Source organism: Chitinophaga sp. 22308 (assembly GCF_052045305.1).
GTDB lineage: Bacteria > Bacteroidota > Bacteroidia > Chitinophagales > Chitinophagaceae > Chitinophaga > Chitinophaga varians_A.
Genome location: NZ_JBQEOP010000003.1, coordinates 345281 through 360386 on the forward strand (window position 1 = coordinate 345281; position 15106 = coordinate 360386).

The window sequence follows — 15106 nt, forward strand, 5'->3', positions numbered from 1 at the left end:
AGTTTGATTCTGAAAAAATGAATCCGGCCAAAATAGTACATTATTCCGTTTATCTGAAGGGTGTTATTTAAACGGTAAGGCGCCTACCGCTTCAGCGTGCCGAATAGGCGGTCCCACAGGCTGGTATAGAACCCGTAGTTATAATGTTCCTGCCGGTGATGATCATGGTGAAAAGTGGAAGTGCCCAGGTATTTTAATACCGGCCATTGCCGCATCTTTTCAGGCAGGGGTTCTATCCCCAGATGGCCGGTCATACCGAAGATCACGTTGATGGCGAGATAGATGACAATACCGTACAGGTTCATGTTGAATGGCAGCAGCACCAGCAGCCAGAGCGTGCCAAAGCTGAGAGTTTCCAATGGATGCAGCACAAACAGGTCAATAGGTACGGGGTCTGTTGCCTCATGATGCAGGCGGTGCAGCAGGCGGTATAAAAATGTCTGGTGAATGAGGTAATGGAAAACATACATGAGCAGGTCCATCACTAGAAACAGCGCCAGGGCGTCTGTGATCACGCGCCATGACAACGTTTCATGAACACGGACATGTCCGTGTTTCCACAGCCAGTACCCTGCAAAGGTGACGAGGGTATTGAGCAGGGTGGTGACGATACAGATACGCCACTGGTGGCGGGTGTAATCAAACATCTGCCGTATAGGCCGGCGCAACAGGTAGTTGCCCCAGGCCAGTACGCCAAGAACGATCAGGGCATTTTCTGTCAAAAAGAAAAACCACAGTTGCCAGACAGGTATATGAAGCAGTTGTTCAATCATTTTTTTTCGGTGCCATTCATTGGCAGTAAAATTACCAAATACCAAAATCTTTCATTACCTTTGCAAACATCTGATGATATGATGAATACAGGACCAGCACCACTAAAGCGTCAAAACCTTGCGGAAGAAGTGGCCGACAGGCTGCAGGAATTGATATTTTCCGGCAAGTACACCACCGGGCAGCGGCTGCCGACGGAACCGGAACTCATGCAACAATTTGGCGTGGGCCGCTCGAGTATACGCGAAGCGGTAAAGATATTGGCCAACAAAGGGCTGGTAAAGGTACAACAAGGGCTTGGCACTTTTGTCATATCACAGATCGGCAGCGGAGAGCCGCTGGGCCAGCGGCTGCAACGGGCTGACTTTGAGGAGCTGAACGAAGTAAGACTGCTGCTGGAAGTAAAAATTGCTGAAAGGGCTGCTATTCACCGTAATAACAAGGACATAGAAAAGATGAAAGGTTTCCTGAAGAAACGTTTCACCACAGCCACTGCCAACGAGCTGGAACCTTGTATCCAGGCGGATATCAACTTCCATACGGCGATTGCGGAAGCATCCAAAAATGAGATCATGCTGGACCTTTACCGGACGGTGGCCACCCACCTGAAAGCATCATTTGTAGCGCGCTACAGCAATACCGACTCGTTTGTGGAATCACAATCGTTGCACGACGCACTGCTGCAAAGCATCGTCGACAAAGACGCTAAAAAAGCATTGCTCTGGGCCACTAAAATCAGTACCCAAAGCAAGTAGCCGTCAGGCTGCGTTGTTTCAATGCCCGCAGCCATAATTTTTTTTAACCTTAAACATCAGATGATCTGACCTTCAAACAAGAAACCATGACCACTATTACACAGGAATCCGCTACATCGGCTTCCAAACAAGTAGCACAGCAGACGGTTTTTCCCATACTGATTGCGCTCAGCTTCACGCATCTGCTGAATGACACCTTACAGTCGCTTATACCGGCCATTTATCCCTTGGTCCGGAATACCATGAAGCTGAATTTTACACAGATAGGCCTGATCACGCTGACCTTCCAGTTGTCAGCCTCTATTCTGCAACCGCTGGTAGGCCTGTTCACCGATAAAAGGCCGCAGCCGTTTTCCCTGGCAGTAGGCATGGCCTTCAGCCTGATAGGGCTGGTGAGCCTTTCCATGGCCAATTCTCTCCCGCTGTTGCTGGTGTCTGTAGCCCTGGTAGGCATCGGTTCTTCCGTATTCCATCCGGAAGCGTCACGCCTGGCGCATATGGCCTCCGGTGGCAAGCACGGTATGGCACAGTCATTATTTCAGGTAGGCGGCAACGCCGGCAGTTCATTGGGCCCCTTGCTGGCGGCCATGATCATCGTGCCGTTCGGGCAGTTTCACCTGATCTGGTTTTCCGCACTGGCCCTGCTGGCCATCTTCGTAATGATTTACATCGGCAACTGGTACAAAAGCAATACCCACCGGATTAAACCGAAGAAAGCAGTGCAACAGCTAAAGCAGCAAAATCTGCCTCCTGTAAGGGTGGTTATTTCGCTGGGTATCCTGCTGATGCTGATTTTCTCCAAGTATTTCTACATGGCCAGCATGACCAACTACTACACCTTTTACCTGATAGACCGTTTCGGCGTATCTATTCAGAGCTCACAGGTATACCTGTTCATCTTCCTGTTTTCCGTGGCTGCCGGCACTTTCTTCGGAGGACCGGTGGGCGACCGTATCGGGCGGAAATACGTTATCTGGATATCTATTCTGGGCGCTGCGCCATTTGCGCTGCTGTTGCCATATGCCAATCTTTTCTGGACCGCCGTATTGAGTGTATTCATTGGCGTTATCCTCTCCTCCGCCTTTTCTGCCATCCTGGTATATGCGCAGGAACTGGTGCCCGGTAAAGTGGGCATGATTGCCGGCCTCTTTTTCGGCCTGGCGTTTGGCATGGCCGGCGTGGCTTCTGCCCTGCTGGGCAAGCTGGCCGATGCCACCAGTATCGGGTATGTATACCAGGTATGTTCCTATCTTCCTTTGATAGGGCTCCTGACAGGCTTCCTTCCTAATCTGGAGAAGAAAGAAAAACAATAACTTTGATTTTCGGTTTTTTGATTTTTTGATTTTCGGTTTTGAGAATTATTAAATCTCAAAACCGAAAATCAAAAAACTATTCAGTATGTGGAAAGGTATTCTGCTGGTGCTGTTGGGCGCCTGCAGCTTTGGAATTTTATCGACGATTGTCAAGCTGGGCTACCAGGAAGGTTTTACCCTGGGCGAGCTATGCAGCGTACAAGCCGGCTTTGGCATGCTGGCGCTATGGGCGCTTCACCTTATATCAGGCCGTACTACCTATGGCCTGCAGAACAGGGAAGCACGTACGTGTTTTATACTGGGCAGCTCTACCGGCCTTGTCAGCATTACCTATTATCAAAGTGTGCAATATATCCCGGCCAGTATCGCTATCATCCTGCTGATGCAGTTCACCTGGATGAGCATGCTGGCAGAATGGCTTATCTATAAAAAGCGGCCCACCGCTATTCAATGGGTGGCAGTTGCCTTTATCCTGGGCGGCACCCTGCTGGCCGGCGGCCTGTTTAACAGCAACGGCCTTCACCTCGACTGGCGGGGCATCGGGTTTGGCATGCTGGCAGCGCTCTTTTACACTACGTTCATCGTGGTCAGCGGCCGTGTGGGACAGTCCCTTACGCCGGTACTGAAGAGCGCCTGGATCGTTACCGGCGCTTTCCTGATCATCACAGTGCTGTTCCCGCCGGTTTACCTGTGGAACGGCCGGATCACTGGTACTCCCCTCTGGATGTGGGGTATGCCGCTGGCGCTTTTCGGGACAGTATTGCCGCCATTTCTGTTTTCCAAGGGCATGCCACAAACGGGCGTATCGCTGGGCGCCATTCTCAGCGCCGCAGAGCTGCCGGTAGCCACCATTGCGGCCACCCTGTTCCTGCACGAGCGGGTCACGCCGGTACAGATAGCCGGCGTTTTCATTATCCTGGCGGCCATTGTGGCGGCCAATCTGAAAAAACCAAAAGCGGCCCGTCTAAAAGCGAACTATTAAACCCATGAGGTGTTTTTTTTATTTATCTTTGCCCCCGCTATTAGAAACAAGTGACTTACGAACAGTTTTTTCATGAAAGCATTTAACTTTTTTATTCTATATCGTTTCCCGATCGGGATCGTGTTATTGGTAGCCGGTATCGCCCTTGGGTTATCGGTAGGATGGTGGGAAGCGACCGTTGTGCTGCTGATCGCCGTTATCTGCATTGTAACGCACCTCCTGTTTGGTCCTATGCGGATGGTACAGGAAGCGGTGGAAGCCGGTGACATTGAGCGTGCCACTGCGCTCATGAACAAAGTAAAATTCCCTAAACTGCTGTATAAACCGATCCGTTCTGTATACTACTTCATGCAAAGCAACATGGCCATGTACAGCAACGACCTGGACAAAGCCGAAGCGACCATCCGCCAGAGCATCCAGTCAGGCAGCCCGATGAAGGAATATGAGGGCATGCAATACTTCCAGCTGGGCACCATCGCCTATCAGAAGAACGACCTGAAAACTGCTGACCAGAACCTGAAGAAAGCCGTGCGCATGGGTTTACCTGACAAAGAAAACACCGCTGCCGCCCTGCTGACGCTGGCCTCCATTGCGATGAGCCGCCGTGACTTCAAATCTGCCAAAGAATACTTCCGCAGGGCCAAGGCGCAAAAGCCTACCACTGCGCAGATCGTAAGCCAGATCAAGGAAATGGACAAGTACATCTCCAGAATGCCTGGATGATCAGACAAACATATTTAGAAAGTAAGGCTGGATGACGTATCATCCGGCCTTCTTTTTTTTATCTTGTGCATAGTGCCGAATTCGTAATTTCGCCCCCTATGAACTTAAAAATTTACACGCTTCCCCTCCTCTTCTCTTTACCCTTTTCCGCTACAGCGCAGGATTCTGTGCCCCGGATCAGCCAGTTGAACGAGGTTTCTGTCACAGCCACCAAAGGGCCGCAAAAGGCCAGTGAAACCGGTAAGGTAGTTACCATCCTTACCCATGAGTACCTGGAGAAAAACAGCGGTAAAACGATTGCCGCCATTCTTAGTCAGCAAGCCGGTATTACCATCAACGGCGCTCAGAACAACCGGGGCACTGTGCCGGAAATATACATGCGCGGCGCTTCCAACGGCAACGCCCTGGTACTGGTAGATGGCCTCCCGGTGAGCGATGCTTCCCAGATAGCCAATTCCTTTGATCTCAATTTTATTTCACCCGAGATGGTAGAGCGGATTGAAATCCTCCGTGGCAGCCAGTCCACACTCTATGGCTCCAATGCCGTGGCTGGTGTGATCAATATCATCACCCGGAAAAAGAGCGATAAGAAAATCGGCGTAACCGCCAATACCAGCTATGGCAGCTACAACAGCTTCCTGGGCAACGTCAGCGCCTATGGCAATGCCGGCAAGTTCTCCTACCTGCTGGGCTACAAATACGAGACTTCAGACGGACTTTCTGATGCCTACGATTCCACCGGCAAAGCAGGCTTCGATAAAGACGGCTTCCGGCAGCATAGTGTATTCGCCAAACTGGGCCTGCAAGCCACCTCCCGCTGGCGGCTTCAGTATCTGTTCAATTACAGCGACTACCACCATGATCTCGACGAAGGCGCTTTTATTGATGACCGCGATTATACCGGCCAATCCAACAACCTGCTCAATGGTTTCAGCAGCGAGTACCAGTTCAAAAACGGCAGCTGGCATGTGCTGTACAGCTACCAGCGTACCAAACGCCATATTCTGAATGACTCCGGCTATGTTGCTCCCAGCGGCTTCAGTAAATATGACCTATCAGACTTCACCTCCAACATACACCAGGTAGAAAGCTATGTGAACTGGAATGCTTCACATATCGTGCGGCTGGTGGCTGGCGGCGCCTTCTCCGCTGCCAATATGGACCAGTTCAATCAGCGTTTGGGCCAGCCCGCTCCGTGGGACCCCAATCCGCAGATGGAAGTCACCCGCCTGTCCTACGACAGCGCCCATGCCCGTCAGACCAGCGTGTATGCCTCCCTGTTACTGCATAACCTGGGCGGATTTAACCTGGAGGCAGGTGGCCGGTACAATTACCATAACATCTATGGTAACAACCAAACCTTCACCTTCAATCCTTCCTATCTCATCCGTCAAAATCATAAAGTATTTATTAATATATCTTCTGGTTATAAAATTCCCTCCCTGTACCAGCTGTATACTTCGATATATGGCAATAAGGACCTGAAGCCGGAATCCACGGTGAGCTACGAAGCAGGTTACCAGGCTACTGTTGCCAACCAGGCGCTGGATTTCCGGGTGACCGGTTTTGCCCGCCGCACCAAAGACCTGATCCTTTTTACCACCAACTATGTGAATGCCGACAAACAGTGGGCTTATGGCGCGGAGGTGGAAGCAGACTGGCACATTACCCGTCAGCTGGACCTGAATGTCAATTACGGTTATACTGATGGCCGTTTACATACCAGCCAGAACGGGAAAGATACCTCCTGGTATAATCTTTACAGGATTCCCAAACATGCAGTGAATGCCACTTTAGGATATCAGATCACACCGGCCCTCTATACCAGCGCCTCTTTCCGCTATACCGGTGAGCGCTACCAGGGCACGAAGCCGATGGGAGATTATTACACGCTGGACCTCTATGGTGAGTATAAATTTGGTAACTTGCTTAAAATTTACGCCGGGTTTCGAAATATTACCGATTATCAGTATTTTGATATCCTTGGTTATAATTCCCGCCGGTTTAACTGTAACGCCGGTGTTGTGTTGAATTTGTAAACATTAAAACCAACATAATGTCTTTAAAAAATCTTAATCCCCGGTTTGGTATACTGCTGCTGTTTATGCTGGTAGCAGGTATTATACGAGTAGTGTTGGGAGCTGATCAGTCTACTCTCCAACCGATCGCCATGTTTACGCCTGTAGGCGCTATGGCGCTGTTTGGCGGAGCTGCCTTTTCCGAAAGATGGAAATCCTTTGCTTTTCCACTGCTGACTTTATTTCTCAGTGATGTTATCCTGATGCAGGTATTTCACCGGGAGTATGCGCAGGGCCTGTTGTACAAAGGCTGGGCGGCCAACTATATCAGCTTTGTGTTTATCGTGCTGATTGGCCAGCTGGTGATCCGCAAGATGAGCGCAGGCCGTATTGCTGTTGCCTCTGTAGCAGCTGCGCTGACCCACTTCCTGGTTTCCAACTTCGGCGTATGGATCAGCGGTTCCACTAACATCACCACTGGTTTGCCATTTACCAGAGACATGGCTGGCCTGACTGAATGCTATATCCTGGCTATTCCTTTCATGAAGTATTTCCTGATAGGCACCCTGGTATACAGCGCCATCTTCTTCGGCGGCTATGCCATCGTAGCACGTAAGCTGCGTCTGGCCCACTAAAATATTTCCTCACTTTAGTTTAGAGATTTAATTATTGTTACAGAGCACCGGTTGTTTTTATACAGATAAAAATAACCTGCTCTGTAACAGTAGCTAAATCTCTAAATATTTAGACCCAACAAACAACCGTACCATGCGTAGATTTACATGCCATCTGCAACAGCTCTTTCTCCTGGCAGCAGCTGCATTGCTGACTTTTTCCGCCTGTCAGAAAGATAATGTGGCAGAAGTGGTCATTCCTGTTATCAGCAACCCCGGACTTAAAGATGGTAAAGACACTATTGCCGTTGGTGATACCCGTGTATTACGCCCTCAGCTCACCAATGCCAAAGAACCTACTTTCCTCTGGCTGGTAAACGGAGTTGTCGCAGGCACTGATTCCACCTATACCTTTAAGCCCACCGCTTCCGGCAATTATACGATCTCTTTTAAGGTAAGCGCGGGCAACAGTCTCAATTCCTATTTTTACCAGATCAAGGTAATTGACAAGTATGACAATGGTTTCTTCATTGTGAATGAAGGCTGGTTCGGGCATTCAAACGGGGATGTTAATTTCTACCGCTACGGAGAAGACACCCTGTACCAGAACGTCTACTCCCGGGAAAATCCTGGTAAAACACTGGGCACTACTGCCGAATACGGCGTTATTTTCAACAACCGGATTTACCTGGTGTCCAAAGACGCGCCGATGGTAGCCGCCGATGCTCATTCCATGAAAGAGCTGGGCCGTACTGCGCAGCCACCGGCCACCGCCAACGCATTTTGTCCTGTAAACAACAGTACCGGCCTGCTTTCCACCACCGACGGCGTGTACCCGGTAGATCTCGGCTCGCTTGCCATAGGCGCTAAAATTGCCGGTATCACCGGCCAGGTGGGCGGTATGCTGAAAGCCGGCAATTATGTGTTTGTGATGTCTGAGTCAGCCGGTATCGTAGTCCTCAATGCCAGTAATTTCAGCATTGCGGCCACACTGGTAAAGGCAGACATCGGCCTGGCAGCCACTCCTGACGGCACCGTATGGGCAGGCCAGGGCCAGAACCTGTATGCCATCAACTCCACTACGCTGGCGGTCAACACCATCGCGCTGCCCTTCCCGGTATATGGCGCATGGGGCGCATGGAACGGAACAATGATCACTGCCTCCACCATCGAAAATGCGGTCTTCATTGCGAAAACCAATGATTGGGGCATCAATGGTAAAGAAATCTATAAATACCTGCCTGGTAATGCAGCCTCCCTGCAGACGCCTTTCGTTACCCTGCCGGCCGACAGAGAACTGTATGGCGCAGGGTTCCGGTACAACCCGGGTAACAACACGCTGGTGGCTACTGGTGTAGAACCCGGCTATGGTACTCATTTTGAAAAGAATACGCTCTTTATCTATAACGCCACTTCCGGCGCTGTGGTGAAAAGCATTCCATATACCGGCTATTTCTTCCCGGCTATTCCCGTATTCAATTAGAAATTACGAATTACGAATTGAGGGCTCCCATTTGGAAAGGTTAATAAATAACCGCTCGATAAGGGAGCCCTCAATTCGTAATTCATAATTCGCAATTTATCTATATGATCACACTCGTTACAGGTGGCGCCCGTTCCGGTAAGAGCCGGTATGCACAAGATCAGGCGCTGGCTTCCGGCCAGCCGCCGGTGTATGTGGCCACCGCCAAAATATGGGACGAGGATTTTGCGGCCCGTATCCGGCAGCACCAGTCAGAGCGCGGCCCTTTCTGGACCAACTATGAAGAAGAGCTGTATGTAAGCCGGCTGCCGCTGGCAGGACGGACAGTAGTGATAGACTGCGTAACGTTGTGGCTCACTAATTTTTTTACGCTCCACGATTATGACATTGACAAAGCACTGGCATCGCTACAGGCGGAGATCGACGCGCTGCGGGAGCTGCCAGGGCATTTCCTCATTGTAACCAATGAACTGGGAATGGGGCTGCACGCCGAAACAGCCGTCGGCCGCAAGTTCACAGACCTTCAGGGCTGGGCCAACCAATATATTGCACGTATAGCCGATACCGTCATATTAATGGTTTCCGGTATTCCGGTTGTAATAAAGAAAAGAGACCTATAAAACATAACATGATGCAGATTGTCGTCTCCCCTTTGTCCGAAGCGCTGAAAGCTGCCTTACAGGACAAGATCGATCAGAAAACAAAACCGCCCGGTTCCCTGGGCAGGCTGGAACAGCTGGCATTACAGGCCGGATTGATCCAAAACAGCCTTACTCCCGAATTACGCAATCCCCACCTTATTGTTTTTGCCGGCGACCATGGCATTGCCGCCGAAGGGCTGGTCAATCCTTTTCCGCAAGCTGTTACCGCGCAGATGGTATATAATTTCCTGCAGGGCGGCGCGGCCATTAATGTATTCTGCCGGCAGCACCAGTTGCAGCTGACGGTAGTCGATGCCGGCGTGAATCACGAGTTCCCGGCCCATCCGTTGCTGCATGACCGTAAGATAGCCTGCGGCACACAGAACTACCTGCATGGCCCCGCCATGTCGCCGGACCAGTGCCGGCTGGCCATGGCCGCCGGCGCCGAAGAAGTGAAGCTGGCCCACGCGGCGGGCTGCAACATCATCGGGTTTGGTGAAATGGGTATTGGCAACACCTCGTCGGCAGCGTTGCTCATGAGCCACTTTACCGGTATGTCCATTGCCGATTGTGTAGGCACCGGTACCGGCAGCAACGCCCAGCAGCTGGCACAGAAAAAAGCCATCCTGCAACAGGTGCTGGCCCACCATCTGAAACCACCTACCCCCGAGCTGGCACTGGCGACTTATGGCGGTTTTGAAATTGCCATGATCACCGGCGCCATCCTACAGGCCGCGGCCCTGAAAATGATGGTGGTGATTGACGGATTTATTGTTTCGTCCGCGCTGCTGGCCGCCGTAGCCATGCAACCTGCCGTAAAGGATTATTGTGTGTTTGCACATTGCTCAGAAGAAAAAGGCCACAGGGCCATGTTACAGTCTCTCGGCGTAAAACCATTGCTGGAGCTGGACATGCGCCTCGGTGAAGGTACCGGCGCTGCCATGGCTATTCCTGTCATCCAAAGCGCTGTGCTGTTTCTGCAGGAAATGGCCAGCTTCAACAGCGCCCAGGTTTCAAACCGTACGATATGAAGAAACAGTGGCAGCTCCTGCTAACCGCCATCATGTTTTACACACGTATACCCGTTACCGTTAGCGCGCCCTATAGTCCTGAAATGCTCAATAAAGCCACCCGTTATTTGCCCCTGATAGGCTGGATCACCGGCAGCTTCATGCTGGCCGTGTTATATGCTTTCGGCGATATCGCTCCCCGGCTGGTAGCGGTACTGCTGTCTATCATTATCAGCATCTGGGTGACCGGCGCTTTTCATGAAGATGGTTTTGCCGATATGTGTGATGGCTTCGGCGGCGGCTGGACCAAAGAAAAGATACTGGAAATCATGAAAGACAGCCGCATCGGCACTTATGGCATGCTGGGGCTGTTACTGCTGATGACCCTGAAATATATCTGCCTGGTGCCGCTTACGCTAAACAAGGTGATGCTGGCCGTGATCATAGCGCAGCCGTTGAGCCGCTTTGTGGCCGTTAGTATTATCTACACCCATCAGTATGTCAGGGAAAATGAAGACAGTAAAGCCAAGCCCGTATCCAAAGGCATTCAGTTGCCTGACCTGGTACTGGCAGGCGCTTTCGGGCTGCTTCCCCTGCTGGCGGTAATTGCCTTTACAGGCAACTATGCCCTCCTGCTGATACTGCCATCACTATTCCTGGTACGCTGGTACATGGCCCGTCTCATGAGCAAATGGATTGGTGGTTATACCGGCGATTGCCTTGGGGCCGTACAGCAGGTTTCTGAAACAGTCATATATTTGTGTTTTTGCATTCTCGCATGGAAATATACCTCATAAGACATACTACGCCGGCTATCGAAAGCGGCATCTGTTACGGTTTTTCAGATATTGACGTAGCTGACACTTTTGAAACGGAAGCCGCCGCAGTAAAGGCGAAACTGCCGGAAGGCGATTTCGACGTATATAGCAGCCCGTTACTACGTTGTCATAAACTGGCCACCACGCTGTTTGGCGACAAGGTGATTACCGATGAACGGCTGAAGGAAATGAACTTCGGCGCCTGGGAAATGCTGGCCTGGGAAGCCATTGGCAAGGAAGAGCTGCAAACCTGGGCCGATGATTTTGTGCAAGCGAAAGTGCCGCAGGGCGAAAGTTATGAAGAGCTCTATCTCCGGACCATGGCCGTAGTGGAAGAAATCATCGAAAAAGGCAATAATGCGGTGCTGGTCACACATGGCGGCGTCATCCGCTCCATTCTTGCCCACGCCACCAATACGCCCCTGGTGGATTCCTTTGATCTGAAGGTCCAATATGGCCGGATTTCACAACTACAAGTGGAGAACGGAGATATAAAAGTTATTTTTTATAATTCGTAATTTATTGTGTTTATGAGAATTAGATTAAAATTCTCAAATATCTGGGCAAAAGTCGAAAAAACTCTGATTTCGTGCTAACTTTATGTCTGGAATCGCCGTATATTAAAAGCACACAATAAAAAACAGTTTATAATGGCAACATCACTTTTGAATATCCCGTTTTTGTTTCTGCAGGAAATCGGTATCAAAGAATTACTGCTGATCGCACTGGTAGTTCTCCTCTTGTTTGGCGGTAAAAAGATACCTGAGTTAATGCGTGGTTTGGGTAGTGGCATACGCGAGTTCAAAGATGCCAAAGATGAACCTGCAAAAAAAGACTCTAAAGAAGCACCTAAGGCATAAATACGTGCATAAGAAAGCTATTAAAAAAGCGAAACTGAAATTTCAGTTTCGCTTTTTTTATTAGTTCACCATTCCGAGTTTGAGGCTGTCACCGTTATACTTTTTTTTAAAATACCAGGAAGATACCACCATCATTACAATTCCTGTGACACAGACTCCTACTACAGCGTCGCCAAAAAACTGGCTCCATGACAGGGGCAGATGACTGGCGTTCTTGAACAGCATCACCCCTACGCTGCCCAGGTATCCGAAGGAATCAGCCACATACATGATAAAGCCCACATTGCTGGCGTATTTAAATACCGCTATCAGTCGTTCGAAGAATATACAGTTGAAGGGAATATATCCCATATACAATCCCAGTCCTGTCAGTGTCATCCACCACACCGGGTCCAGGCGATGCTGCCGGAAAGCCAGTGTGCTGACGAGCGCTATCAGAAACCCGGAAATCACGATCACATGATTCAGCATAAATGCCTGATAGTTGTTCTTCACAAAAACCAGCATTCCCATGATGGCGATAATAGCCACAGACACGGGTATTTCAGTACGGGTGAAGATACCGGTATCTGCTCCGTAGCCGAGGTCTTTCCAGATGTCGGCAGCGAAGTTGTCACGCATGTCACGCAGCACGGTCAGCAACACATAACTGCCAATCAACAGTACCAGGCCGGGCAGGAACGTTTGCAGAAAACGTCTGCGTTCCTGTTTGTTCATGGGCACTCTTTTCGTACGCATTTGCACATCTTCCGCGCCTGGCGGTGGTATCTGCTCCAGCAGCAGGATGAAAATGAAAATAGGTACCAGAAACAACAGGCCCGTTACAAAAGGCATCCAGGATTCAGATATATGCCAGGATATGATGGTCATCTTACCGGCAGATTTCACAAACCCGGAAGAAAAAATAAAACTGATGGATAATACAGCGCCCATAAACTCTGTGCTCCGCCTGCCTTCCAGGTAGCTGAACACCAGCCCCCAGATCATGCCCAGCGGAAAACCGTTAATAAAGAGAAAGGCTATATTAAACGGCGCCGGCACCAGGGCAAAGCCCAGCAATGCCGCCCATGAAATCAGGATTAGCATCATAATATACTGCGCCCTGTTGCTGCCCTTCATTTCCGCAATAAAACGGATGCCATAGAACTTGCTGCAGGCATACCCGATCGTCTGACTGATCACCAACCAGATCTTATAGTCCACTCCCAAAAAAGAAAGCCCTTCAAATATGCCTGCCGTAAATGGTTTCCTGAAAGCATACATGCAGGAATAGGTCCCAAAGGCCACCAATGCGGCGTACAAAGACAAAACAACATTCGGCGCCCGCTCCAGCCGCTTCTGTATCCAGGGAATAGTCAGCATTTCCATTCAATATTTGGGTCAAAGGTGCCTATCCAATGTAAACTAATTGTTAAGCAATACTGAACTAATTGTTAAGTATTACTAAATAACGGTATAGCCAGACGGCCATAAAAAAGGCCCGGACAGCGATCTGTCCGGGCCATCAGGCTTTATGTTGTTTTTGTTATTGTATGAGCCACATAGCAGCATTAATATCATCGGTGGTGCCGCCGAACTGGCTCTTCAGCGAAGCGGTCCAGTTAACGGTATTGGCAGACCGCTCTGTGTCCGGATATTTGAAACGTTTGGGGAGCACGCCACTGTTGCCCGTGCCTGCGCCCGTCAGGAAGGTAGGCACTCCTGTGCGGCGCCAGTTGAAATACGCCTCCCAACCGGAGTTTTCAAAGAACGCCAGGTATTTCTGTGTCAGGATCTGCGTCAGGCCCTGGGCATTGTTGCCCTGGTACTTAACGGTCGCCTGTTGATAATAACCGTTCTCAAAATCGAAAGGCACGTCATAACGGATACCCTTATACGTTTTGCTGACAGTACCGGCTACTTCAGTAGGAATACTGTAAAAGCCCAGCGATGCTTTGATACCTTTTTTATACCAGGCCTCCGCATCTCCCGTGATCCATCCACGGTTGATAGCTTCCGCCATGTTAAAGCACAGTTCCGGGAAACCGATGATCACACCAGGCTCGGCGGCATAGCTGCTATAGTAACGGCTTCTGCTGCGCAGGGAATAAACGGCCGTATCCACGTTAGACATCTTAGAAGACATATCTTCCTGGCTCTCACCGGAAGAAGCGCCCACATAGGCCGTAATATCAGAAGGCAGCTTATGCAGCTCATTGATCTGTTTGGTGGCCGGCTCGGCGGTCACGTAAGCCCTCGGATCATTAAGCCCCACCAGCGTATTAAGGTAAGTAGCCGACATATTGTATCGGGTAGCGTCAAAGCCGAGGTTATCCGGGTTGGACGGGTACTTGTTGATGTTATTGTAGATGAACTGCATGTTGTGGTCCATCGATTCCATCAGCGGGTATTTGGCAGGATTACCAACGATATTTTTAAATTGTTGCGCCACATTGATATCTGCATCACCGGATTTTTTGCTCAGTGCGATTAACACGCGCAAACGGAACGTGTTTACCGCGCGCTGCCATTTGGTGAGATCGTTGCCATAATAAAAATCACCTTTCAGCACCTGTCCTTCTGCGGTATTGGATTTGTCAGGGTTGGCTATCTGTGCGCCCAGCTGGGTATTGGCATCTTCCAGCCATTGCAGTATCTGTACAAATACGGCTTTCTGCGCGTCGTAAGTTGGGGTGATGTTGTCTTTGCCCAACAGCGCTGATTTCATTGGCACATCCCCTACGAGGCTGGACAGCCGGTAGTAGAAAAAGGCACGGGCAAATTTACCCAAAGCAGTATATGGATTTACGTCCTTTCCTCCCAGCCGGGCAGCTTCTGTTTCCATCTGCTGTATATTGGTCAGAGAGAAATAGCTGGAAAAATCAGCACCGTTCCAGTCGTAGCGCTGATCGCCATAGTAGTTATAGTTACAGCAGTCAAACTGGTTCCAGCGCATCACCGCGCTCCATGGCTTATCTGCGTTCATATCTCCCAAAATGCCTCCCAATACCAGGCTGGGCGGAACTTTGGCGGGTTTATTAGTATTGATGGAATAATCTTCAAACTTTTTATTGCAACTGCTGAAGGCTATACCAGCCAACGCAGCAAAGGCAACTATTTTCAGTGATTTCATACAATT

15 protein-coding genes are annotated in these 15106 nt (G+C 50.1%); 12 read left to right on the forward strand and 3 right to left on the reverse strand.

The window, feature by feature from the left end; all coding sequences use genetic code 11:
• Positions 1 to 83 precede the first annotated feature (83 nt).
• The gene (locus tag ACTJJS_RS13125; protein ID WP_440664020.1) at positions 84 to 773 is read right to left on the reverse strand and encodes a sterol desaturase family protein; all 690 of its coding nucleotides are present in this window, start codon (positions 771 to 773) and stop codon (positions 84 to 86) included.
• A 78-nt stretch (positions 774 to 851) separates the two neighbouring features.
• Between ACTJJS_RS13125 and ACTJJS_RS13130 the strand changes: the two genes are divergently transcribed.
• From ACTJJS_RS13130 to tatA, 12 genes are all read left to right on the forward strand, one after another.
• Positions 852 to 1526, forward strand: a complete 675-nt coding sequence (locus tag ACTJJS_RS13130; RefSeq protein ID WP_168871219.1) for a FadR/GntR family transcriptional regulator — start codon at positions 852 to 854, stop codon at positions 1524 to 1526.
• 86 nt (positions 1527 to 1612) lie between these two features.
• Positions 1613 to 2839 carry an MFS transporter gene (locus ACTJJS_RS13135; RefSeq protein ID WP_343744762.1) on the forward strand — a complete coding sequence of 409 codons (1227 nt, stop codon included), beginning with the start codon at positions 1613 to 1615 and terminating at the stop codon, positions 2837 to 2839.
• Between the two features lie 85 nt (positions 2840 to 2924).
• Complete coding sequence (locus ACTJJS_RS13140; RefSeq protein ID WP_440664022.1) at positions 2925 to 3821, forward strand: EamA family transporter; 897 nt, start codon at positions 2925 to 2927, stop codon at positions 3819 to 3821.
• A 72-nt stretch (positions 3822 to 3893) separates the two neighbouring features.
• The gene (locus tag ACTJJS_RS13145; protein WP_168871216.1) at positions 3894 to 4544 is read left to right on the forward strand and encodes a tetratricopeptide repeat protein; all 651 of its coding nucleotides are present in this window, start codon (positions 3894 to 3896) and stop codon (positions 4542 to 4544) included.
• 98 nt (positions 4545 to 4642) lie between these two features.
• A complete protein-coding gene (locus tag ACTJJS_RS13150; protein ID WP_440664025.1) occupies positions 4643 to 6583 on the forward strand; it encodes a TonB-dependent receptor in 1941 nt (646 codons plus the stop codon).
• Between the two features lie 17 nt (positions 6584 to 6600).
• Positions 6601 to 7197: a DUF6580 family putative transport protein gene (locus tag ACTJJS_RS13155; RefSeq protein WP_168871214.1), complete on the forward strand. Its 597-nt coding sequence runs from the start codon at positions 6601 to 6603 to the stop codon at positions 7195 to 7197.
• Positions 7198 to 7330: 133 nt separating this feature from the next.
• Positions 7331 to 8659, forward strand: a complete 1329-nt coding sequence (locus ACTJJS_RS13160) for a DUF5074 domain-containing protein (protein WP_440664027.1) — start codon at positions 7331 to 7333, stop codon at positions 8657 to 8659.
• Between the two features lie 104 nt (positions 8660 to 8763).
• Entirely contained in the window at positions 8764 to 9279 is a 516-nt protein-coding gene (locus tag ACTJJS_RS13165) for a bifunctional adenosylcobinamide kinase/adenosylcobinamide-phosphate guanylyltransferase (protein ID WP_440664029.1), read from the forward strand.
• Positions 9280 to 9287: 8 nt separating this feature from the next.
• On the forward strand, positions 9288 to 10331 hold the full coding sequence (cobT, locus tag ACTJJS_RS13170; RefSeq protein WP_440664031.1) for a nicotinate-nucleotide--dimethylbenzimidazole phosphoribosyltransferase: 1044 nt from the start codon (positions 9288 to 9290) through the stop codon (positions 10329 to 10331).
• Positions 10328 to 11107 (forward strand): adenosylcobinamide-GDP ribazoletransferase, encoded by a 780-nt coding sequence (locus tag ACTJJS_RS13175; RefSeq protein WP_343744756.1) that lies wholly within the window; start codon positions 10328 to 10330, stop codon positions 11105 to 11107. The genes cobT and ACTJJS_RS13175 overlap by 4 nt, the downstream gene beginning before the upstream one ends.
• The gene (gene cobC / locus ACTJJS_RS13180; RefSeq protein ID WP_168871209.1) at positions 11089 to 11646 is read left to right on the forward strand and encodes an alpha-ribazole phosphatase; all 558 of its coding nucleotides are present in this window, start codon (positions 11089 to 11091) and stop codon (positions 11644 to 11646) included. The genes ACTJJS_RS13175 and cobC overlap by 19 nt, the downstream gene beginning before the upstream one ends.
• Positions 11647 to 11778: 132 nt before the next feature.
• The gene (tatA, locus tag ACTJJS_RS13185) at positions 11779 to 11988 is read left to right on the forward strand and encodes a twin-arginine translocase TatA/TatE family subunit (RefSeq protein WP_168871208.1); all 210 of its coding nucleotides are present in this window, start codon (positions 11779 to 11781) and stop codon (positions 11986 to 11988) included.
• Positions 11989 to 12048: 60 nt separating this feature from the next.
• Here tatA and ACTJJS_RS13190 read toward each other — a convergent pair whose 3' ends face one another.
• Complete coding sequence (locus ACTJJS_RS13190) at positions 12049 to 13350, reverse strand: DUF5690 family protein (protein ID WP_440664034.1); 1302 nt, start codon at positions 13348 to 13350, stop codon at positions 12049 to 12051.
• A 163-nt stretch (positions 13351 to 13513) separates the two neighbouring features.
• Positions 13514 to 15100: a SusD/RagB family nutrient-binding outer membrane lipoprotein gene (locus ACTJJS_RS13195; RefSeq protein ID WP_440664036.1), complete on the reverse strand. Its 1587-nt coding sequence runs from the start codon at positions 15098 to 15100 to the stop codon at positions 13514 to 13516.
• Between the last annotated feature and the right edge of the window lie 6 nt (positions 15101 to 15106).